General features: G+C 70.3%; 20 protein-coding genes. 2 read left to right on the top strand and 18 right to left on the bottom strand.

Annotated features, from left to right (window positions below):
* Positions 1-4 precede the first annotated feature (4 nt).
* The 6 genes from CTZ28_RS07170 to CTZ28_RS07140 form a co-directional block, all read right to left on the bottom strand.
* Positions 5-451: a DUF948 domain-containing protein gene (locus CTZ28_RS07170; RefSeq protein ID WP_121888379.1), complete on the bottom strand. Its 447-nt coding sequence runs from the start codon at positions 449-451 to the stop codon at positions 5-7.
* A 323-nt stretch (positions 452-774) separates the two neighbouring features.
* On the bottom strand, positions 775-1,389 hold the full coding sequence (gene rpsD / locus CTZ28_RS07165) for a 30S ribosomal protein S4 (RefSeq protein ID WP_121888378.1): 615 nt from the start codon (positions 1,387-1,389) through the stop codon (positions 775-777).
* 304 nt (positions 1,390-1,693) lie between these two features.
* Positions 1,694-3,049 carry a replication-associated recombination protein A gene (locus CTZ28_RS07160; protein ID WP_121888377.1) on the bottom strand — a complete coding sequence of 452 codons (1,356 nt, stop codon included), beginning with the start codon at positions 3,047-3,049 and terminating at the stop codon, positions 1,694-1,696.
* 52 nt (positions 3,050-3,101) lie between these two features.
* A complete protein-coding gene (locus CTZ28_RS07155) occupies positions 3,102-3,755 on the bottom strand; it encodes a vitamin K epoxide reductase family protein (RefSeq protein WP_121888376.1) in 654 nt (217 codons plus the stop codon).
* A 514-nt stretch (positions 3,756-4,269) separates the two neighbouring features.
* On the bottom strand, positions 4,270-5,532 hold the full coding sequence (hisS, locus tag CTZ28_RS07145) for a histidine--tRNA ligase (protein ID WP_121888375.1): 1,263 nt from the start codon (positions 5,530-5,532) through the stop codon (positions 4,270-4,272).
* Positions 5,533-5,544: 12 nt separating this feature from the next.
* Complete coding sequence (locus tag CTZ28_RS07140) at positions 5,545-6,255, bottom strand: MBL fold metallo-hydrolase (RefSeq protein ID WP_121888374.1); 711 nt, start codon at positions 6,253-6,255, stop codon at positions 5,545-5,547.
* Positions 6,256-6,424: 169 nt separating this feature from the next.
* Between CTZ28_RS07140 and CTZ28_RS07135 the strand changes: the two genes are divergently transcribed.
* Both CTZ28_RS07135 and CTZ28_RS07130 read left to right on the top strand, forming a co-directional pair.
* Complete coding sequence (locus tag CTZ28_RS07135; RefSeq protein WP_121888373.1) at positions 6,425-7,246, top strand: peptidylprolyl isomerase; 822 nt, start codon at positions 6,425-6,427, stop codon at positions 7,244-7,246.
* A gap of 144 nt (positions 7,247-7,390) precedes the next feature.
* Positions 7,391-8,620, top strand: a complete 1,230-nt coding sequence (locus CTZ28_RS07130) for a DUF349 domain-containing protein (protein WP_121888372.1) — start codon at positions 7,391-7,393, stop codon at positions 8,618-8,620.
* Between the two features lie 84 nt (positions 8,621-8,704).
* Here the strand turns inward: CTZ28_RS07130 and CTZ28_RS07125 are convergent, their stop codons facing one another.
* The 12 genes from CTZ28_RS07125 to CTZ28_RS07070 form a co-directional block, all read right to left on the bottom strand.
* Complete coding sequence (locus CTZ28_RS07125; protein WP_121888371.1) at positions 8,705-11,218, bottom strand: RelA/SpoT family protein; 2,514 nt, start codon at positions 11,216-11,218, stop codon at positions 8,705-8,707.
* Between the two features lie 239 nt (positions 11,219-11,457).
* Complete coding sequence (locus tag CTZ28_RS07120; RefSeq protein ID WP_121888370.1) at positions 11,458-11,997, bottom strand: adenine phosphoribosyltransferase; 540 nt, start codon at positions 11,995-11,997, stop codon at positions 11,458-11,460.
* Positions 11,994-13,100, bottom strand: coding sequence for a protein translocase subunit SecF (secF, locus tag CTZ28_RS07115; RefSeq protein WP_121888369.1), 1,107 nt, complete (start codon positions 13,098-13,100; stop codon positions 11,994-11,996). The genes CTZ28_RS07120 and secF overlap by 4 nt, the downstream gene beginning before the upstream one ends.
* Before the next feature lie 3 nt (positions 13,101-13,103).
* Positions 13,104-14,867, bottom strand: a complete 1,764-nt coding sequence (gene secD, locus CTZ28_RS07110; protein WP_183154287.1) for a protein translocase subunit SecD — start codon at positions 14,865-14,867, stop codon at positions 13,104-13,106.
* A gap of 131 nt (positions 14,868-14,998) precedes the next feature.
* Positions 14,999-15,514, bottom strand: coding sequence for a preprotein translocase subunit YajC (yajC, locus tag CTZ28_RS07105; RefSeq protein WP_121888367.1), 516 nt, complete (start codon positions 15,512-15,514; stop codon positions 14,999-15,001).
* Positions 15,515-15,681: 167 nt separating this feature from the next.
* Complete coding sequence (ruvB, locus tag CTZ28_RS07100; protein ID WP_121888366.1) at positions 15,682-16,770, bottom strand: Holliday junction branch migration DNA helicase RuvB; 1,089 nt, start codon at positions 16,768-16,770, stop codon at positions 15,682-15,684.
* 30 nt (positions 16,771-16,800) lie between these two features.
* The gene (gene ruvA, locus CTZ28_RS07095; protein ID WP_121888365.1) at positions 16,801-17,406 is read right to left on the bottom strand and encodes a Holliday junction branch migration protein RuvA; all 606 of its coding nucleotides are present in this window, start codon (positions 17,404-17,406) and stop codon (positions 16,801-16,803) included.
* Positions 17,403-17,942: a crossover junction endodeoxyribonuclease RuvC gene (gene ruvC / locus CTZ28_RS07090; RefSeq protein WP_121888364.1), complete on the bottom strand. Its 540-nt coding sequence runs from the start codon at positions 17,940-17,942 to the stop codon at positions 17,403-17,405. Before ruvC ends, ruvA begins: the two co-directional genes overlap by 4 nt.
* A 122-nt stretch (positions 17,943-18,064) precedes the next feature.
* The gene (locus CTZ28_RS07085; protein ID WP_121888363.1) at positions 18,065-18,817 is read right to left on the bottom strand and encodes a YebC/PmpR family DNA-binding transcriptional regulator; all 753 of its coding nucleotides are present in this window, start codon (positions 18,815-18,817) and stop codon (positions 18,065-18,067) included.
* Between the two features lie 49 nt (positions 18,818-18,866).
* Positions 18,867-19,472 (bottom strand): pyridoxal 5'-phosphate synthase glutaminase subunit PdxT, encoded by a 606-nt coding sequence (gene pdxT / locus CTZ28_RS07080; RefSeq protein ID WP_121888362.1) that lies wholly within the window; start codon positions 19,470-19,472, stop codon positions 18,867-18,869.
* A gap of 3 nt (positions 19,473-19,475) precedes the next feature.
* Complete coding sequence (gene pdxS / locus CTZ28_RS07075; RefSeq protein ID WP_121888361.1) at positions 19,476-20,387, bottom strand: pyridoxal 5'-phosphate synthase lyase subunit PdxS; 912 nt, start codon at positions 20,385-20,387, stop codon at positions 19,476-19,478.
* A 209-nt stretch (positions 20,388-20,596) separates the two neighbouring features.
* Positions 20,597-21,139 carry a hypothetical protein gene (locus CTZ28_RS07070; RefSeq protein ID WP_121888360.1) on the bottom strand — a complete coding sequence of 181 codons (543 nt, stop codon included), beginning with the start codon at positions 21,137-21,139 and terminating at the stop codon, positions 20,597-20,599.
* Positions 21,140-21,163: the final 24 nt, after the last annotated feature.

Raw genomic sequence — 21,163 nt, 5'->3', positions numbered from 1 at the left:
TCGGTCAGTCTCTCTTTTCCCGGGTGTTCCGCTTCCCCCGCCGCGCGGACGGGATGGTGCGGCCCACGATCACGGTACGCCGGGGCGCCTTGCCGGGCATGTCCTCGCGCTGCCCGGTGATGGCCCGGCGCACGCCGTAGCCGAATGCCGCGACCTTGACGAGGGGGCCGCCGAAGGTGGACGCGACGGTCGTCGACAGCGCCGAGGCGTTGGACGTGACCTCCTGGACGTCCGACGCGATGGCGTCGACCCGGTCGATCTGGTTCTGCGCGGAGCGCACCGCTGCGGAGGCGTCGGCGAGCAGCGGGACGGCCTGGTCGGTCACGTCCGCCACGAGCTTGGTGGTCGCCTTGAGCGTCTGGGCCAGCCTCGCCAGGGCGACGGCGAGGAAGGACACCAGGATCGCCCAGAAGACGGCCACCAGGATCCCGGCAACCTCTCCACCGGACACGCTGCACCGCTCCCTGCTGTCACTGGGGTGCCCATCGGCTGTCTCTGGGCACTTCGACGGGCACTCTCGAAAGTCGCCATCCGACCCTATCGCGCCCACGCCGGCCGGCCGTACCGGATTTCGGCTTCCGGCAGGGCGTCCCGGCGCCCCGTCGATTCTACGCAGCGCGGCCTTGCGCTCGGGCACCGCGGGGCCCCGCCCGGGACGCGGGCGAGAGGCGGACGCGGACGGGTGGACGAAAGCGCCCGTCGCTTCCCACCGGTGCGGTGGGAAGCGACGGGCGAGGGCGCGAGGCCCGGTGGTACTGCCGCCGCCGAGGGTGATCAGCGGGCGTAGTACTCGACGACGAGCTGCTCGTCGCAGATCACCGGGATCTCCTTGCGGTTCGGCTCGCGGTCCAGGCGGAACGCCAGGGCCTTGAGGTTCACCTGGAGGTAGCGCGGGGTCTCGCCGTCGGGGGCGAAGCCGCCCTCGCGGGCGATCTGGAAGAGCGTCTTGTCCTTGCTGCGGTCGCGGACCTGGATGACGTCGTCCGGGCGCAGGCGGTAGGACGGCTTGTCCACCTTCTGGCCGTTGACCTGGATGTGGCCGTGGACGACCATCTGGCGGGCCTGGTAGATCGTGCGGGCGATGCCCGAACGCAGGACCAGCGCGTCGAGGCGGCGCTCCAGCTCGACGATCAGGGCCTCACCGGTCTTGCCCTGGACCTTGGACGCACGGTCGTAGGCGCGCACCAGCTGGCGCTCGGAGATGTCGTACTGAGCGCGCAGGCGCTGCTTCTCCAGCAGACGGACCTTGTAGTCCGAGTTCTGCTTGCGGCCGCGGCCGTGCTCACCCGGCGGGTAGGGACGGGCCTCGAAGTACTTGACGGCCTTCGGGGTCAGCGCGATGCCGAGGGCACGCGACTTCTTGACCTTGGGGCGGGACTGGTTCGCCACTGTCTCTGTCTTCTTTCGTTGTTCTCGGCTTGTCAGCGTTGAGGGAGGTCGCATCCGCAGCCGGGGAATCCCGCCGGGTCCGCATGGGACCTGTCGGGCAGCCGCTCCCCTGGTCTGGGCACATACGTGCAGCACGCGAGTGACCCACCGGCCGGTCCCGGACTCCGGGTGGTGGTGGGCTGCCCGCGACACCGTTCGACGGTGCGCGACGCTCCTGGAGCCAGCCCCGAGGGACTGGGTCTCCGGCTGGTTGTCCCGCTCTGACTGCGCGGGACTCAGCGCTTCAGGGAATTCTACAGGGCGTTCAGGACCGCTTACGACCGAGATGTTTCCTGGTCCATTCGACCGCGTCCGCGTACCGGGCCTCGGCGCCGTGCCGGCTCGGGGTGTAGTACTCGCGGTCCTGGAGGGCGTCCGGCGCGTACTGCTGGGCGGCGATGCCCTCGGACAGGTCGTGCGGGTACACATATCCCTGGGCGTGGCCGAGCTTGGCGGCGCCCTTGTAGTGCCCGTCGCGCAGGTGCGGCGGGACCGGGCCCGCGAGCCCCTTGCGCACGTCCTCGAGGGCGGCGCCGATCGCCATGGTCGCGGCGTTGGACTTGGGGGCCAGGGCCAGGGCGATGGTGGTGTGACTGAGGGTGAGGGCCGCCTCCGGGAAGCCGATCATGGCGACGGCCTGGGCGGCGGCCACCGCGAGCGGCAGAGCGTTCGGATCGGCGAGGCCGATGTCCTCGCTGGCGGAGATCATCAGCCGCCGGGCGATGAAGCGGGGGTCCTCGCCGGCCTCGATCATCCGCGCCAGATAGTGCAGGGCCGCGTCCACGTCGGAGCCGCGGATGGACTTGATGAGCGCGCTGGCCACGTCGTAGTGCTGGTCGCCGTCGCGGTCGTACTTCACGGCGGCCCGGTCGACCGTCTCCTCCAGGGTGCTCAGGGCGATCTCCGGCTCGCCCTTGTCGAGCGCGGCACCGGCCGCCGCTTCCAGGGCGGTCAGGGCGCGGCGGGCGTCGCCGCCGGCGATCCGCAGCAGGTGGTCCTCGGTATCCTCGGGGACGGCGACGGCCCCGCCGAGGCCCCGCTCGTCGGCCAGCGCGCGGCGGAGCAGCCCGCGCAGGTCGTCGTCCGTGAGCGGTTCGAGGGTGAGCAGGAGGGAGCGGGACAGCAGGGGGGAGATCACCGAGAAGTACGGGTTCTCGGTGGTGGCCGCGATCAGGGTCACCCAGCGGTTCTCGACCGCCGGGAGCAGCGAGTCCTGCTGGGCCTTGCTGAAGCGGTGGATCTCGTCCAGGAAGAGGACGGTCTCCTTGCCGAAGCCGCCGGTGGCGCGGCGGGCGCCGTCGATGACCGCGCGGACCTCCTTGACGCCCGCGGTGATCGCGGACAGTTCCACGAAGCGCTTGTTGGTGGCCTTGGAGACGACGTACGCCAGTGTCGTCTTGCCGGTGCCGGGCGGGCCCCAGAGGATCACCGAGGAGGGTCCGGCCGGGCCGCCCGCGCCCTCGCCGACCAGCCGGCGCAGGGGCGAGCCGGGCTTCAGCAGATGCTGCTGGCCCACCACCTCGTCGAGGGTGCGCGGACGCATCCGCACCGCCAGGGGGCTGCCTGCCGGATCCTTCTCCTGGCGCTCTTCCGCCGCCGCGGTGAACAGGTCGGGTTCCACGCTGAAACCCTAAATCACCGCACTGACAACGCGGCCGGCCCCCTGTCCGGGCTCAACTGGTCCAGAAGTCCCACCAGCGGGTCAGGATCAGCATGCCGATGATGCCGATGTGCACCACCGGGAGCACCCAGGTGAACTCGCCGAAGAAGCCCTTCAGCCAGCGCGGGGCGGGCAGGAAGTCCTTGCGGACGTTGAACGACGTCACGTACCAGAACATGATGATCGTGGCGACCCAGGCCAGGTTGCACCACAGGCACAGGGCGTTGATCCGGTACAGGGACTGGTACTGCAGCCAGGTGCAGAAGCCGACGCCGAAGAGCGTGCCGAAGTTGAAGGTCAGCCAGTACCAGCGCGGGAAGCGGGCCCGGGCGAGCAGGCTCATGCCGACGCAGATGACGATGCCGTAGCAGACCAGGCCGAGCATGGGGTTCGGGAAGCCGAAGGCGGCGGCCTGCTTGCTCTCCATGACGCTGCCGCACGAGACGACCGGGTTGATGCTGCACCCGGGGGTGAAGGTCTTGCCCTCGACCTTCGCCTCCAGCAGCTTGAACTTGTCGATCGTGATGACCCACGCGGCGAGCAGACCGGCCGCGCCGGTGATCACCAGCAGCAGGGCGAAGGCACGGCTGCCGCCCTCCGACCGCGCTCCGTCGGCACGCTCGGGCCCGGGCTCGGTGGAGACGTCCTTGACTGTCGTCTTGCTCATCACGTCGATTCCGTCTGCTTGAGAGTTTGACCTTCTTCGGGCAGGGGCCATTGTGCCGCACCGAGGGTCCCGTCCACCGTTCGCTCGACATAAGGAGGTACGTGCGGTCGTCCCGGAGCGCTCGGTTCTGGCCGACCCTCGGTGCCATCACAGCACACGCGAACGGCTTCACGGTGAACGTACGGGGGGCTGCGCAGGCCGTACGGGGGGGGGTGACCGCGGCGGACGGCGCGAGGTCCCGGTCCTCGGGACCGACCCGGCGACCGCCACGCGCGCGTGGCGATCCCGAGGGGAAATCATCCGACCGGACGAATCGGCATCCGCCGCGTTGACGGCACGCAAGCTGATCCACCCGACGGCCCGCCGGCGGTCCTGGCAACTTGGCGAACGCACGCAAGCGCGCGAGGAGTTCGGCCGCGGCAGGGAGCCGTCTTCGGTATGCCGAGGGCCTTTCCGTCGGTGTGGATGTCGTCATCCGCGCCGAACCGAAAGGCCCTCTCCTGTTCACGATCTCTCAGCCGAGGCGGGACTCCAGTTCGGCCACGATCTCGTTCACGCCGATCGGCGTCTGCTCGCCGGACTCCATGTCCTTGAGCTGGACGACGCCCTCGGCCAGGTCACGTTCGCCCAGCACGAGGGCGTAACGCGCGCCGGAGCGGTTGGCCGCCTTCATCGCGCCCTTGAGGCCCCGGCCGCCGTAGGCGAAGTCGGCCGCGATGCCCACCTTGCGCAGCTCGGTCACCTTGGCGAACAGCACGCGCCGCGCCTCCTCCCCGAGGGGGACCGCGAACACACTGGTGGAGGCCGGCAGATCGAGCGCGACGCCCTCCGCCTCCAGGGCCAGCACGGTGCGGTCGACGCCGAGGGCCCAGCCGACCGAAGGAAGCGCCGGGCCGCCGATCATCTCCGACAGACCGTCGTAGCGCCCGCCGCCGCCGACCGCGGACTGCGAGCCCAGACCGTCGTGCACGAACTCGAAGGTGGTGCGCGTGTAGTAGTCCAGCCCGCGCACCAGCTTGGGGTCGTCCTCGAAGGCCACGCCCGCCGCGGTGATCAGCTCACGGACCTCCTCGTGGTACGTCTTGCAGGCGTCGCACAGGTAGTCGCGCAGCAACGGCACGCCCGCCAGCTGCTTCTGCACCGACTCACGCTTGTCGTCGAGCACCCGCAGCGGGTTGATCTCGATGCGGCGGCGGGTGTCCTCGTCCAGGTCCAGGCCGCGCAGGAACTCCTGGAGCGCGGCCCGGTACACCGGCCGGCATTCCTGGTCGCCGAGGCTGTTGAGCAGGATCCGGAACTGGCGCAGCCCCAGCGAGCGGTACGCCTGGTCCGCCAGGATGATCAGCTCGGCGTCCAGCGCCGGGTCCTCGGCGCCGATCGCCTCGGCGCCGACCTGGGAGAAGTGGCGGTAACGGCCCTTCTGCGGGCGCTCGTAGCGGTAGTACGAGCCGGAGTACCAGAGCTTGACCGGGAGGTTGCCCGACTTGTGCAGGTTGGCCTCAAGCGCCGCGCGCAGCACGGACGCCGTGCCCTCGGGGCGCAGGGCGAGCCGGTCGCCGCCCTTGGTCTCGAAGGCGTACATCTCCTTCGTCACGATGTCGGTGGACTCACCGACACCGCGCGCGAAGAGCTCCACGTTCTCGAAGCCGGGCGTCTCGATGTAGCCGTAGCCGGAGTTGCGCAGGGGCGCGGCGATCGCCTCACGGACGGCCAGGTACTTGGCGCTCTCCGGCGGGATCAGGTCGTACGTGCCCTTGGGGGCGCTGAAGGTGCTCACGAAGGTCTCTCGTCACATTCCTCGTCGGGGAGCGTCGGCATGCGCTCCCAGGCCGGCGGACACCTGCCGCAGATACGGGTTGGCGGCGCGCTCCTGGCCGATGGTCGTCTGGGGGCCGTGGCCGGACAGCACCACGGTCGAGTCGTCGAGCGGCAGGCACACGCGGGCCAGCGAGTCGAGCATCTCGGCCATGTCACCGCCGGGCAGGTCGGTGCGTCCGATGGAGCCGGCGAAGAGCAGATCACCCGAGAAGAACACCGGCGGGACGTCCGCCGCCTCGGGCATCCGGAAGGTCACCGACCCCTTGGTATGGCCCGGCGCGTGCGCCACGGTCAGCTCCAGACCGGCCAGTTCCAGCTTCGCCCCGTCCGTGAGCTCCTTGACGTCGTCCGGCTCCCCCACGGTCAGCTCACCCATGAGGGGCATGCCGATGGAGCGGCCGAGCGCCTTCTCGGGGTCGCTCATCATGTACCGGTCCTCGGGGTGGATCCAGGCGGGCACGTCGTGCGCGCCGCACACCGGGACGACCGAGGCCACATGGTCGATATGGCCGTGGGTGAGGACGACGGCGACGGGCTTGAGCCGATGTTTCCTGAGCGCTTCCTCGACTCCTGGGGCGGCCTGGTGGCCCGGGTCGATGATCACGCACTCCTCGCCTGCGGCGGGGGCGACGAGATAACAGTTCGTCCCCCAGGCCCCGGCGGGGAACCCGGCAATGAGCACGATCGTCCTTCGTTGTGTCGATTAAGGGCGGCTTCCGCTGCTGTCAGAGCCTACCGGCGCTGCCGTTTCCTCAGCTAACCCATATACGGTACGGGGCTACACGCAGCGGTCGGCTCACAGGACACACGCGTACCGGTCGACAACACGACACGCATGAGGAGAGAACCCGGTGGTCAGCCAGGAGCAGCGGCGGCGTCAGCTCGCCCGGGAGAAGTTCTTGCGGCAGCAGCAGCGGCGTACGTCCGCGCGGCGCAAATCACGCATGCGCAACTCCGTGATCGCGTCGGTACTGGGCGTGGTCGTCATCGGCAGCCTCGCGCTGTACACGACCGGAGTGCTCAAGAACGACGACGACAAGGCCAACGCGAACGCGGAGGTGACGCCCAGCGCCTCGGCCACGAGCAAGGCCCCCGATCCCTGCGAGAAGGCCGCCGGGGGCTCGGTCGAGAAGCTCAGCTGGAAGAAGGAGCCGGCGATGACGATCGACAAGTCGGCCGACTACACCATGACGTTGGCGACGACGTGCGGTGACATCGACGTCGCGCTGAAGACCGCGGCGGCGCCGCACACCGTCAACTCGTTCGACTTCCTCGCCGGCAAGGGCTACTTCGACCACACCAAGTGCCACCGGCTCACCACGAACGGCATCTACGTGCTGCAGTGCGGCGACCCGACGGGCACCGGCAGCGGCGGGCCCGGCTACACGATCCCGGACGAGAACCTGAAGGACAAGAGCCTGAAGGACAACGTGTATCCGGCGGGCACGGTCGCGATGGCGAACACCGGCCAGGCGCACACCGGCGGCAGCCAGTTCTTCCTGGTGTACCAGGACAGTCAGTTGCCGCCCAGCTACACACCGTTCGGGACGATCGGCGAGGCAGGATTGAAGGTGCTCAAGAAGATCGCCGACGCGGGCGAGAACACGGGCGCCGGTGACGGTGCTCCGAACGCGACGGTCGTGATCAACAAGGCGACGGTCGCGAAGTCCTGACGCTCATGACGGTCCACCGGGGAATTTCGGTCGCGCGGGATGCGGACAGGCAACCCGCCGGTCGCCTATGTTGGCCGTGACGAAACTGTGGACGATGCCCGGGGGTGCACAAGCCCTGCGCAGGCATCATGTGGAGGAGGCGCTGTGAGCAGCGACCCGTGGGGCCGCGTCGACGAGACGGGGACCGTGTACGTGCGTACGGCCGACGGCGAGCAGGTCGTCGGTTCCTGGCAGGCCGGCTCCCCCGAGGAGGCGCTGACCTACTTCGAGCGCAAGTACGAGGGCCTGGTCGTCGAAATCGGCCTCCTCGAAAAGCGAGTGCAGACCACCGACCTGTCGGCGAAGGACGCCCAGACCGCGATCGGTCACCTCCGCGAGCAGGTGGAGGCGCATCACGCGGTGGGCGACCTGGAAGCGCTGCGGGCCCGGCTGGACAAGCTCGTGGCGACCGTGGAAGCCCGCCGCGAGGAGCGCAAGGCGCAGCGGGCCAAGCAGTCCGACGACGCCCGCAGGTCCAAGGAGGACCTGGTCACGGAGGCCGAGCAGCTGGCGCAGTCCGACCAGTGGCGGGCCGCGGGTGAGCGGCTGCGCGCCCTGGTGGACATCTGGAAGGGGCTGCCGCGGCTCGACCGCAAGTCGGACGACGAGCTGTGGCACCGCTTCTCGCACGCCCGGTCGGCGTTCTCCAAGCGCCGCAAGGCGCACTTCGCGCAGCTGGACGCGCAGCGCGAGGAGGCCCGCAAGGCCAAGGAGCAGCTGGTCGCCGAGGCCGAGGCGCTGTCCGGCTCGACGGACTGGGGTCCGACGGCGGCCCGCTACCGCGAGCTGATGTCGGAGTGGAAGGCCGCGGGCCGCGCCCAGCGCGAGCACGAGGACGACCTGTGGAACCGCTTCCGCGGTGCGCAGGACGTGTTCTTCGCCGCCCGCAGTTCGGTGTTCGCCGAGCGTGACGCCGAGCAGACGGAGAACCTGAAGCTGAAGGAGGAGCTGGCCGAGGAGGCCGAGAAGCTCCTGCCGATCACCGACCTCAAGACCGCGCGGGCCGCCTTCCGTTCGATCAACGAGCGCTGGGAGGCCATCGGCCATGTGCCGCGCGACGCGCGTCCCAGGGTCGAGGGCCGGATGCACACGGTCGAGCGGGCGCTCCAGGAGGCCGAGGAGGCCGAGTGGCGCCGGACCAACCCGGAGGCACGCGCGCGTGCCGAGGGCCTGACCGGTCAGCTCCAGGCCGCGGTGGACAAGCTGAGGGGCCAGATCGAGCAGGCCAGGACGCAGGGCAACGCGTCCAGGGCCGAGAAGCTCGAACGGGAGCTGGAGGGCCGCCAGGCGCTTCTGGACCAGGCGCTGAAGGGCCTGCAGGAGTTCGGCGGCTGACACAGCCGGCACCGCTTCACCCGTCGCACGTAAGAGGGCCCCGTACGCCGCGTACGGGGCCCTCTCGCCGTCTGCGGGGTGATGTCACCTGCTGCGGGCCGAGGTCACCCGGTACACGTCGTAGACGCCCTCCACACCCCGCACGGCCTTCAGGACGTGCCCGAGGTGTTTCGGGTCGCCCATCTCGAAGGTGAAGCGGGAGGTGGCGACGCGGTCGCGGGAGGTCTGGACGGCCGCGGAGAGGATGTTGACGTGCTGGTCGGACAGGACGCGGGTGACGTCCGACAGCAGCCGGGAGCGGTCGAGCGCCTCGACCTGGATGGCGACGAGGAAGACCGAGGACTGGGTGGGCGCCCACTCGACCTCCAGGATCCGCTCGGGCTCGCGGGACAGCGACTCCACGTTGACGCAGTCGTTGCGGTGCACCGAGACGCCGCTGCCGCGCGTGACGAAGCCGATGATCGGGTCGCCGGGTACGGGCGTACAGCAGCGGGCCAGCTTGACCCACACGTCGTCGACGCCCTTGACGACCACGCCCGGGTCGGTGCTGGAGCGGCGCTTGCGGCCCCTGCCCTGCGAGGGCGGCACGCTCTCGTCGATCTCCTCGGTGGCCGCCTCCTCGCCGCCGAGCGCCTGCACCAGCTTCTGCACGACGTTCTGCGCGGAGACGTGCCCCTCGCCGATCGCCGCGTACAGCGCGGAGATGTCCGGGTAGCGCATCTCGTGCGCGAGCGTGACGAGCGAGTCGCCGGTGAGGATCCGCTGGATCGGCAGGTTCTGTTTGCGCATCGCGCGGACGATGGCGTCCTTGCCTTGCTCGATCGCCTCGTCGCGGCGCTCCTTGGAGAACCAGGCGCGGATCTTGTTGCGGGCACGCGGTGACTTGACGAAGCCCAGCCAGTCGCGGGACGGGCCGGCGCCGGGCGCCTTGGAGGTGAAGACCTCCACCAAGTCGCCGTTGTCCAGGGTGGATTCGAGCGGTACGAGGCGGCCGTTGACCCGTGCTCCTATGGTGCGGTGGCCGACCTCGGTGTGGACCGCGTACGCGAAGTCGACCGGGGTGGCACCGGCGGGCAGCGCGATGACATCGCCCTTGGGGGTGAAGACGAAGACCTCGTTGCGGGACAGGTCGAAGCGCAGCGACTCCAGGAACTCGCCCGGATCCTCGGTCTCCTTCTGCCAGTCCAGCAACTGGCGCAGCCACGCCATGTCGTTGATGGCGGCGGCTTCCTTGCCGGCCTTGCCCGCGGGCTTGGGCACGTCGGTGCGCACCTTGGAGGCGCCGGCGACGGCCTCCTGCTTGTACTTCCAGTGCGCGGCGATGCCGTACTCGGCCCGGCGGTGCATGTCGAAGGTACGGATCTGCAGTTCGACGGGTTTGCCGTTGGGGCCGATCACCGTCGTGTGCAGCGACTGGTACATGTTGAACTTGGGCATCGCGATGTAGTCCTTGAAGCGCCCCGGAACCGGGTTCCAGCGCGCGTGGACGGTGCCCAGCGCCGCGTAGCAGTCGCGGACGGTGTCCACCAGGACGCGGATGCCCACCAGGTCGTAGATCTCCGCGAAGTCACGGCCGCGGACGATCATCTTCTGGTAGACGCTGTAGTAGTGCTTGGGTCGGCCGGTGACGGTGGCCTTGATGCGGGCGGCGCGCAGGTCGGCCTGGACCTCGTCGGTCACTATGGCGAGGTACTCGTCCCGCTTGGGCGCGCGTTCGGCGACCAGCCGGACGATCTCGTCGTACATCTTGGGGTAGAGGATCGCGAAGGCGAGGTCCTCCAGCTCCCACTTGATGGTGTTCATGCCCAGCCGATGGGCGAGCGGCGCGTAGATCTCCAGGGTCTCGCGCGCCTTCTTCTCCTGCTTCTCCCGCTTGAGGTAGCGCATCGTGCGCATGTTGTGCAGGCGGTCGGCGAGCTTGATGACCAGGACACGCGGGTCCTTGGCCATGGCGACGACCATCTTGCGCACGGTCTCGGCCTGCGCGGCCTCGCCGAACTTGACCTTGTCCAGCTTGGTGACGCCGTCGACGAGGAGGGCGACGACGTCGCCGAAGTCGCGGCGCAGGTCGTCGAGGCCGTACTCGGTGTCCTCGACGGTGTCGTGCAGCAGGCCCGCCATCAAGGTGGCCGGGTCCATGCCCAGTTCGGCGAGGATGGTGGTGACGGCGAGCGGATGCGTGATGTACGGGTCGCCGCTCTTGCGCTTCTGGCCGCGGTGCCAGCGCTCGGCCACCTGGTAGGCACGCTCGATCTGGCGCAGGGTGGCGTTCTCGATCTTGGGGTCGTTGCTGCGCACTATCCGCAGCAGCGGCTCCAGGACCGGGTTGTACGGGTTGGCGCGCTGCACACCGAGCCGGGCAAGACGCGCGCGGACGCGGTTGGAGGAGCCGGAGCGGGCCGGCTGGCCGGTGCCGGCGCGGACCGTGGGCGGGACGGGCTTGGGGCGCACGGGCTCGATCGCCTGGTCGGCGGGCGCGGACTGGGCGTGCTCGACCGGCCCGCGGGTGTCCTTCTTGGCGGGCAGCGCGGGCTTCGCCGCGGGCGCCGAGGCGGACTCGGGCTTGGCGGCGGTCAGTGGCTGGGCCTCGTCTGGCAAGAGGACTCCTCGTGCGCGATCCGGGTCCCCCGGTCAGGCTCCGGAAACCCCATGGTATCGATCCCGGGCTTCGGCATCCCCTTGAGACCGAAGTGCGGACCTTCTGCAGAGGGAACGCAAGAGGCGGGCGCCGGATTCCTCCGGGCCCGCCTCAGCGGTGTCCCACGGGTTTCACGGGGGTGTCCCGCGGTCGTCGCGCGGCTTGCGCGCTCCTCCGCGTGCCCCCGGAAAACCGGTGCTCAGAGCTGGAGCAGCGCCTCCAGGGGAGCCCCGTCCAGCGCCTGTGCCAGCCGGTCCCGGCCGCCCAGGAAGCCCAGCTCCATCAGCACCGCGACGCCCGCGACCTCGGCGCCCGCGCGCTGGATGAGCTGGATCGCGGCCTCCGCGGTGCCGCCGGTGGCAAGGACGTCGTCGACGATCAGTATGCGGTCGGCCGTGGTCAGGTCCTCGGCGTGCACCTCGATCTCGGCCGAGCCGTACTCCAGGTCGTACGCCTGGCGCAGGGTGGCGCCGGGGAGCTTGCCGGCCTTGCGGACGGGGATGAACCCGAGGCCCGCGCGGACGGCGACCGGGGCGCCCAGGATGAAGCCCCGGGCCTCCAGGCCGACGACCTTGGTGGCGCCGGTGGCACCGGCGATGTCGGCCAGCGTGTCGGTGAGGGCCGTGAACGCCGCGGGATCCGCCAGGAGCGGGGTGATGTCCTTGAACATCACCCCCTGCTCCGGGTAGTCCGCCACATCGCGGATGCGGCTGAGCAGCAGCTCCTGGATGTCGGTCATCGACGCTTCCCGGAGGGTCGGCCACGGCCCCGGTTACGGGACGCGGGCTGGTTGCGCGGCCCCACCACGGCGGGTGCGGCGTCCTCGGGGGCGTCGGCGGGCGCGGGTCGGGTCGCCGACAGCTCCTCCTCGGCCACGGCCTGGGCCCGCTTGGCCTTGACCCGCTTCCTGAGAGCCTTCATCTGCGGCTCGCGTTCCTTGAGGTCGGCGACGAGCGGCGTGGCGATGAAGATCGAGGAGTACGCACCGGCCGCGAGGCCGACGAACAGCGACAGCGAGATGTCGTTGAGCGTGCCGGCGCCGAGGAAGCCGCCGCCGATGAACAACAGGCCCGCGACCGGCAGCAGCGCGACCACCGTGGTGTTGACGGAGCGGACCAGGGTGCCGTTGATCGACTGGTTGGCGATCTCGCTGTAGGTGAAGCGGGTCTGCTTCGTGATGTCCTTCGTCTGCTCCTTGAGGCTGTCGAAGACGACGACCGTGTCGTACAGCGAGTAACCGAGGATGGTCAGCAGACCGATGATCGTGCCGGGCGTGACCTCGAAGCCGACCAGGGCGTAGATACCGGTCGTGATGGTGATGTCGTGGATCAGCGCGATGAGCGCCGCGATGGCCATCCGCCACTCGAAGGCGATCGCCAGGTAGATCACGACGAGCACCATGAAGATCGCCAGGCCCTGCCAGGCCTTGTTGGCGATCTGCTCGCCCCAACTGGGGCCGACCAGGTCGGCGTTGATGGCCTCCGAGTCGACCTTGAAGTCCTTGGCGAGGGCGGTCTTGACCTCGTCGGACTTCTGGGTGTCCATGCCCGCGATCTGGATGCGCAGACCGCCGCTGCCGAGCTTCTGCACGACCGCCTCGTGGTCGGACGCGTCCTTCGCGAACTCCTCGGCCTGCGCCACGGAGACGCTGGTCTTCGGGGTGGTGAAGACGGCACCGCCCTGGAAGTCGATGCCCATGTTCAGGCCGCGCACCGCCAGGCCCACGATGGCCGTGATGGTGATCAGGATCGAGATGCCGTACCAGAGCATGCGGTGGCCGACGAAGTCGTAGCTGATCTCGCCGCGGTGCAGTCGCGCGCCGAGGTTGCCGAGTTTCGACATCGCTCACGCTTCCTTCGGGTCGACAGAGCCGGCGGCAGGACCGGCGGGACGGCGGGTGCGGCGCAGCGGTGGCTTGGCACCCAGGCTCTTCGGGTCGAGTCCGGACCACTTGTGGCCCTGCGCGAAGAACTTCCGGCGGGCGAGGATGGTCATCAGCGGCTTGGTGAAGAAGAAGACGACGACGACGTCGAGCACGGTGGTCAGACCCAGCGTGAACGCGAAGCCCTGGACCTTGCCGACGGTCACCACGAACAGCACCGCGGCGGCGAGGAACGACACGAAGTCGGAGACCAGGATGGTGCGCCGGGCGCGCGGCCAGCCGCGTTCGACGGCGGGACGCAGCGAGCGTCCCTCGCGGATCTCGTCCCTGACGCGTTCGAAGAACACGATGAACGAGTCCGCGGTGATACCGATCGCGACGATCGCGCCGCAGACCGCCGGCAGGTTCAGCGCGAAGCCGATCGTCGGGCCGAGCAGCGACATGATGACGTAGGTGAGGGCCGCGGAGACGAGCAGCGAGGCGAGGGCCACGAGCGCCAGGCCGCGGTAGTAGGCCACCAGGTAGACGACGACCAGCGCGAGGCCGATCGCGCCGGCGACCAGACCGGCGTGCAGCTGCTCACCGCCGAGCGCGGCGGTGACCGTGGTCACGCTCTGCTCCTTGAAGGAGAGCGGGAGCGCGCCGTACGACAGCATGTTGGCGAGGCTCTGGGCCTCTTCCTGGGTGAAACTGCCGGAGATCTCCGCCTGGCCGCCGCTGATGGACTGGCTGACGTACGGGCTGGAGACGACCTCGCCGTCGAGGACGATGCCGAACTGGTTCTGCGGGGTGGAGTTCTTGGCGAGCTGGCCGGTGATGTCGGCGAACTTCTTCGCTCCGGTGGAGCTGAAGTTCATCTGGACCTGCCAGCCGGACGCGGTCTGCGTGTCGAAGACCGCCTGCGCCTTCTTGACCTCGGTGCCGTCGACGGCGGCCGGGCCGAGCATGTACTTGTACCAGGCGCCGCCGATGTCGCCGCAGGCCACGGTGGACTCGGAAGGCTTGGCCGTCTTCCCGGCGGTGGCCCGGTCGGCCGACTTGGAGCAGTCCAGCTTGGCGTACTGGTCCTCCAGCTTGTTGCCGGAGGAGCCGGTGCCGCCGCTCGCGGAGGGGCTCGCGGAGTCCGCCGCACTCGAGGTCGCGGACGGGGTGGCGTCGGCCTTCAGCGCGTCGGTGACGGCCCGGCCCTGGGAGGTCGCGGAGGACGAGGGCGACGCGGAGGACGAGGACGCCTTCTCCTCCGCCGAGGCGCTGCCGGACGGCGACGGCGAGGCGCCACCGCTGGAGGAGCTGCTCGGCGAGGCGCTCGGCGAGGCGGCGGCGCCGCTGGGCTCGCTGGCCAGGACCGGGCGGAAGTACAGCTTCGCGGTGGTGCCGACCTGCTGGCGGGCCTCTTCGGAGTTGGTGCCCTTGGGGATGTTGACGATGATGTTGCTCGTCCCCTGGGTCTGCACCTCCGCCTCGGAGACACCCAGGCCGTTGACACGGCGGTTCATGATCTCGACCGCGGTGTCCATGTTGGCCTTGTTGATCGCGGACCCCTGGTCGGCCTTGGCCTGGAGCGTGATGCTCGTGCCGCCGGCAAGGTCGATGCCGAGACGTGGGGTGGTGTGCCCGGAGGCGAACATGCCACCGGTGAGCGCCACGATGGCGATCAGGATGAGGGCCAGCGAGCGCCCCGGCTTGCTCTGGGGACTCGCGTTCCGGCCCTTCTTAGGTGCTGCCACCTTTTCGTACTCCCTCTCGGGCCGCCCCGCGCCGGGTGGGCGCGGCAGCGGCCATGACGTGGTTCGGAACCCCCTGTGAGAAGCAGACGTCGTGGGGCGCGCGAGCCGGAACCGCGTGCCCTTGGACGTGACTACTTCGCGTCGGAGCTGCCGTCGGTCTTCTTCGCCTCGACGTCCGCCTCGGGCTCCGCGTCCGCCTTCGGCTCCGGGTCCGCCTTCGCGTCGGCGGCGGGCTCCTCGGCCGCGTCCTTCTTGCCGAGGTCGACGGCCTGGTCGGAGGCGGCAGCGTCGGCGGGCCCGTCGGCCTCGGTGAGGGAGGAGGCGTCGTCCGGGACGATGTCGGCGTCGGACTTCAGGTCGTGCTCGATGCCGTGCACGATGCGGTTGTACTCGTCGTCGGTGAGGACGGCGCCGATGGCGTTCTTCGCGAAGAGGAGCTCGACGCCCGGGCCGGCGTCGAGGAGGACCGTGTCCTCGCTGACCTCCTTGACCGTCGCGTACATGCCCCCGATCGTGCGGACGCCGGAACCGGGCTGCATCTGGTTCCGCATGTCATTGGCCTGTTGCTGCTTCTTCTTGGCCGAGCGCGTCATCAGGAACATGGCCGCGATGAGCACGATGAACGGGAGAAGGGTCAAGGTATTCACGGGACGGGTTTTCCTTCGCACGACCGCGGCGGACAGCGGCCTGGTGGCTGGGGGTGTGGACGGCGCCGCCCGCGAAGGCGGCATCGGCGGAGTCTAAGCGAGTCCGCGCGCATGGAACAACGCTCAGCATGGCACCTGGGTTCCTGCCCCGGCCAATGCGCTCGCCGTCACGCCCCGAACAGGTTCTGTTGTCCGTTTCCCGCGGGCGCCGACCGGGGCGGGGTGAGGCCGAGATGCGCCCATGCCGCGGGCGTGGCGATCCGGCCGCGCGGGGTGCGGGCCAGCAGGCCCTCGCGGACCAGGAAGGGCTCGGCGACCTCCTCCACCGTCTCCCGCTCCTCCCCCACGGCGACGGCCAGGGTGGACAGGCCGACCGGGCCGCCGCCGAACAGCTTCAGCAGGGCCGTCAGGACGGCGCGGTCGAGGCGGTCGAGGCCGCGCGCGTCGACCTCGTACACGGCGAGGGCCGCTCCGGCGATCTCGGGCGTGATGAGGCCATCGGCCTTGACCTGCGCGTAGTCCCGGACGCGGCGCAGCAGGCGGTTGGCGATACGGGGCGTGCCGCGCGACCGGCCGGCGATCTCGGCCGCGCCCGCGGGCTCGATCTCGACGTCGAGCAGCCGGGCCGAGCGGTGCACGACGCGCTCCAGTTCGGCGGGCTCGTAGAACTCCATGTGAGCGGTGAAGCCGAAGCGGTCGCGCAGCGGGGGCGGCAGCAGGCCCGCGCGCGTGGTGGCGCCGACCAGGGTGAACGGCGGCAGTTCGAGCGGGATGGCGGTGGCGCCGGGGCCCTTGCCGACGATGACGTCGACGCGGAAGTCCTCCATCGCCATGTAGAGCATCTCCTCGGCGGGCCGGGACATGCGGTGGATCTCGTCGAGGAAGAGGACCTCGCTCTCCTGGAGCGAGGAGAGGATCGCGGCGAGGTCACCGGCGTGCTGGATGGCGGGGCCGCTGGTGATACGGATCGGGGCGCCCATCTCCGCCGCGATGATCATCGAAAGGGTGGTCTTGCCCAGGCCGGGGGCGCCGGAGAGCAGCACGTGGTCGGCGGTGGCGCCACGCGCGCGTGCGGCGCGCAGGACGAGGTCGAGCTGCTCACGGACCTTCTCCTGGCCGATGAACTCGCCCAGGTCCTTGGGGCGCAGGGCGGCCTCGACGGCCTGGTCCTCGCCGTCGGCGACCGAGCCCACCAGCCGCTCGGGGCCGGCGAGCCCCTCGGGAGCGGGGGTGCCGGTCGAGTCGTCCCAGTTCACTGAGGTCTCCTAGCTGCGTGGCGCAGGTGGTCAGCGGGCGCGGTTGAGGGTCTGGAGGGCGGCCTTCAGCAGCTGTCCGACCTGCGGGGCGCCATCGGCCGACTCGGCCTGCGGAGTCACGGCGGCGACCGCTTCGTCGGCCTCGCGGGTCGCGTACCCGAGGCCGATCAGGGCGGCGTGCAGTTGGTCGCGCCAGCCCTGGGTGACCGCGGCGCCGACCGCTGGGGCGCCGACCGGGGCGCCGAGCCGGTCCTTGAGCTCAAGGAGCAGCTTCTGCGCGCCCTTCTTGCCGATGCCGGGTACGGCGACGAGCGCCTTCTCGTCGCCCGTGGAGACCGCCCGGCGCAGGGCGTCGGGAGTGTGCACGGCGAGCATGGCCTGGGCGAGGCGGGGGCCGACGCCGCTGGCGGTCTGGAGCAGTTCGAAGACCTGGCGCTCGTCGTCGTCCACGAAGCCGTACAGGGTCAGCGAGTCCTCCCGCACCACCAGGGAGGTGGCGAGCTTGGCGGGCTGTCCCAGACGGAGCGTGGAGAGCGTGTTCGGTGTGCACTGGACGGCCATGCCGACACCGCCCACCTCGACGACGGCGGTGTCGGGAGCGAGTGCGGCGACCGTGCCGCTCACGAAGGCGATCATGCCGTACGGCCTTTCGGTGCTGTGGCTGCGTGCAGGGCCACGGCCTGCTGGAGTCGGTTCTGCGCGGGGGCGCGCCAGATGTGGCAGATGGCCAGGGCGAGGGCGTCGGCGGCGTCGGCGGGCTTCGGGGGCGCGTCGAGCCGCAGCAACCGGGTGACCATGGCGCCGACCTGGGCCTTGTCGGCGCGGCCTGAGCCGGTGACGGCGGCCTTGACCTCGCTGGGGGTGTGCAGCGCGACCGGAATGCCCCGGCGGGCCGCGCAGAGCATGGCGACGGCGCTGGCCTGGGCCGTACCCATCACGGTGCGCACGTTGTGCTGGCTGAAGACGCGCTCCACGGCCACGTACTCGGGACGGTGCTCGTCGAGCCAGGCCTCGATGCCCTGCTCCACGGCGACCAGCCTGAGGGCCGGCTCCGCGTCCGCGGGGGTGCGGACGACGCCGACGCCGAGCATCGTGAGCGGGCGCCCCGCGACGCCCTCGACCACCCCGATGCCGCAGCGGGTCAGCCCCGGGTCCACCCCCAGCACGCGCACGCGCCCCTCCGTTCGATCTGTTGTTTGTGCAGGCTATCGGGTGCCACCGACAACGCCCCGCAAAAGGACGGGCCGACGGGTGTGTCCCGTCGGCCCATGCGCCCGTGCAGCTCGTCGCGGGGTTACGCGTCGACCTTCTCCATGACCTCGTCGCTGACGTCGAAGTTGGCGAAGACGTTCTGCACGTCGTCGCTGTCCTCCAGCGCGTCGATCAGCTTGAAGATCTTCTTGGCGCCCTCCTCGTCCAGCTCGACCTGCATGGTCGGGACGAAGTTGGCCTCGGCGGAGTCGTAGTCGATCCCGGCGTCCTGGAGGGCGGAGCGGACCGCGACCAGGTCGGTGGCCTCGCTGAGCACCTCGAAGGACTCGCCGAGGTCGTTGACCTCCTCGGCGCCCGCGTCCAGGACGGCGCCCAGGACGTCGTCCTCGGACAGCTCGCCCTTGGGGACGATGACGACGCCCTTGCGGTTGAACAGGTACGACACCGAGCCCGGGTCGGCCATGGAGCCGCCGTTGCGGGTCATGGCGACGCGGACGTCGGAGGCGGCGCGGTTGCGGTTGTCGGTGAGGCACTCGATGAGCACCGCGACGCCGTTCGGGCCGTAGCCCTCGTACATGATCGTCTCGTAGTCGGCGCCACCGGCCTCAAGGCCACCGCCGCGCTTGATCGCGGAGTCGATGTTCTTGTTCGGGACCGACTGCTTCTTCGCCTTCTGGACGGCGTCGTAGAGCGTCGGGTTGCCCTCGAGGTCGACACCGCCCATCCGCGCCGCGACCTCGATGTTCTTGATCAGCTTCGCGAAGAGCTTGCCGCGCTTGGCATCGATCACGGCCTTCTTGTGCTTCGTCGTGGCCCATTTAGAGTGGCCGGACATCTGCCTGTCTCCTTCGCGTAACCCATCCCTGCAACGAACGCCAGAGATCCTACAAGGACTCCGCCGCCCGGTTCGCGTGCACCATGTCGACGAACAGGGCGTGCACGCGGTGGTCGCCGGTCAGCTCCGGATGGAACGACGTGGCGAGCGCGTTGCCCTGCCGGACCGCCACGATATGGCCGTCGTGCTCGGCGAGCACCTCGGCCGCCGCGCCGACGGACTCGACCCAGGGGGCGCGGATGAAGACGCCCTCTACAGGATCGCCCGCGATGCCCGTGACGTCGACCGCCGCCTCGAAGGACTCGTTCTGCCGTCCGAAGGCGTTGCGCCGCACGATCATGTCGATCCCGCCGACCGTCTCCTGGCCCGAGCGCGGGTCGAGGATCTTGTCGGCGAGCATGATCATGCCCGCGCAGGTGCCGTAGACGGGCATGCCGTCCCGCACGCGCGCGCGGAGCGGGTCCATGAGGCCGAAGAGAACGGTCAGCTTGGAGATGGTGGTGGACTCACCCCCGGGGATGACGAGCCCGTCCACCCCGGCGAGTTCCTCGGGGCGCCGCACCGGCCTGGCCACGGCGTCGGCCGCGGCCAGGGCGACGAGGTGCTCCCGTACGTCGCCCTGGAGGGCCAGGACGCCGATGACAGGAGTGCTCATGGGTCACCAGCCGCGGTTGGCGTAGCGCTCGGTCTCGGGGAGGGTGTCGCAGTTGATGCCGACCATGGCCTCGCCAAGGTTGCGGGACGCCTCCGCGATGATCTTCGGGTCGTCGTAGAAAGTGGTCGCCTTCACGATGGCGGCGGCACGCTTGGCCGGGTCGCCCGACTTGAAGATGCCGGAGCCGACGAAGACGCCCTCGGCGCCGAGCTGACGCATCAGAGCGGCGTCAGCCGGGGTGGCGACACCGCCGGCGGAGAACAGCACGACCGGCAGCTTGCCGAGCTCGGCGACCTCCTTGACCAGCTCGTACGGGGCGCGCAGCTCCTTGGCGGCGGCGTACAGCTCGTGATTGTCGTAGCCGCGCAGCCGGGCGATCTCGTTCTTGATCTGGCGCAGGTGGCGGACGGCCTCGACGACGTTGCCGGTGCCGGCCTCGCCCTTGGAGCGGATCATCGCGGCGCCCTCGGCGATGCGGCGCAGCGCCTCGCCCAGGTTGGTGGCGCCGCACACGAACGGCGTGGTGAAGGCCCACTTGTCGGAGTGGTTGACCTCGTCGGCCGGGGTGAGGACCTCGGACTCGTCGATGTAGTCCACGCCCAGCGACTGCAGCACCTGGGCCTCGACGAAGTGGCCGATGCGGGACTTGGCCATCACGGGGATCGACACGGCGCCGATGATGCCCTCGATCATGTCCGGGTCGGACATCCGGGCCACGCCGCCGTCCTTGCGGATGTCGGCCGGGACCCGTTCCAGGGCCATGACGGCGACGGCGCCCGCGTCCTCGGCGATCTTCGCCTGCTCCGGCGTGACGACGTCCATGATCACGCCGCCCTTGAGCTGCTCGGCCATGCCGCGCTTCACGCGGGCGGTGCCGGTCTCGGGGGCCTGGTTTTCCGGAAGCGTGCTGGACACGGGTGACCTCGCTCGGTGAAAGAGGGTTTCTGCCGCACCGAGAAAACGTGAACGGACCAGTCCACAGCAAGGGCCAATGGCAAGCCTGTGGATCCTTTTGCCGGCCGGGGCGCGCGCTGGTGCCGCTGCGCTCCGCGTGGAAGCGCCGCGATGCGCCGTCGGTCGTCCGCGGCACCGTCGTGGCCGGTCGCGCAGTTCCCCGCGCCCCTTCAGGGCGCCCGGTCCACGAGGGCGGCGGGTGGCTCGTCATCCATCTCGAAGGCCAGCGGGAAGGGTGCGTGGCCGGCCAGCCGGAACCAGCGGACCTTGCGGTGCTGGCGCAGCCTGCGGGCCCCGCCCACGGCGTCGTTGTGGAAGCGGCGGGCCATCGGCACCCTGCGCACCGCCTCGGTCAGCTCATGGGCGGCCGACTCCCCGCCGGGTGCCCGGCGGACCTCCTCGATCTGCTGGGGCTCCGCGAAGACGGCACGCAGCGCCTGGCTCAGCTCGCTCTCGGCGACCTCCCGCTGCTCCTCCTCGGCCTGTCGGGCGGCGTGCGCGGCCTCGTACAGCACCATCGAGGCGGCCGGGTCCAGCACTCCGGAGGTCGCCAGTTCCTGGGCCACCGAGGCCCGGCGCAGCAGCTGGGCGTCGAGGGCGGCGCGGGCCGCGTCGATCCGGGAGTGCAGCCGGTCGAGCCGGCCGGCGGTCCAGCTCAGGTAGAGGCCTACGGCGACCAGGACGACGAGGATCCAGATGAGGGTTGCGGTCACGGCGGGCAAGGCTACCGGTGCGCT

The organism is Streptomyces shenzhenensis, assembly GCF_003688995.1.
Taxonomy (GTDB): Bacteria; Actinomycetota; Actinomycetes; order Streptomycetales; family Streptomycetaceae; genus Streptomyces; species Streptomyces shenzhenensis_A.
Note: the sequence above shows the minus strand (reverse complement) of the source record. Positions and strands in the feature narration are given on the sequence as shown.

What these genes read in the sequence shown, in the direction of transcription:
- secF (WP_121888369.1), bottom strand. Translation starts at nt 13,100, where the DNA reads ATGTCGAAACTCGGCAACCTCGGCGCGCGACTGCACCGCGGCGAGATC.
- CTZ28_RS07155 (WP_121888376.1), bottom strand. Translation starts at nt 3,755, where the DNA reads ATGAGCAAGACGACAGTCAAGGACGTCTCCACCGAGCCCGGGCCCGAG.
- ruvA (WP_121888365.1), bottom strand. Translation starts at nt 17,406, where the DNA reads ATGATCGCCTTCGTGAGCGGCACGGTCGCCGCACTCGCTCCCGACACC.
- CTZ28_RS07085 (WP_121888363.1), bottom strand. Translation starts at nt 18,817, where the DNA reads ATGTCCGGCCACTCTAAATGGGCCACGACGAAGCACAAGAAGGCCGTG.
- CTZ28_RS07120 (WP_121888370.1), bottom strand. Translation starts at nt 11,997, where the DNA reads ATGACCGACATCCAGGAGCTGCTGCTCAGCCGCATCCGCGATGTGGCG.
- pdxT (WP_121888362.1), bottom strand. Translation starts at nt 19,472, where the DNA reads ATGAGCACTCCTGTCATCGGCGTCCTGGCCCTCCAGGGCGACGTACGG.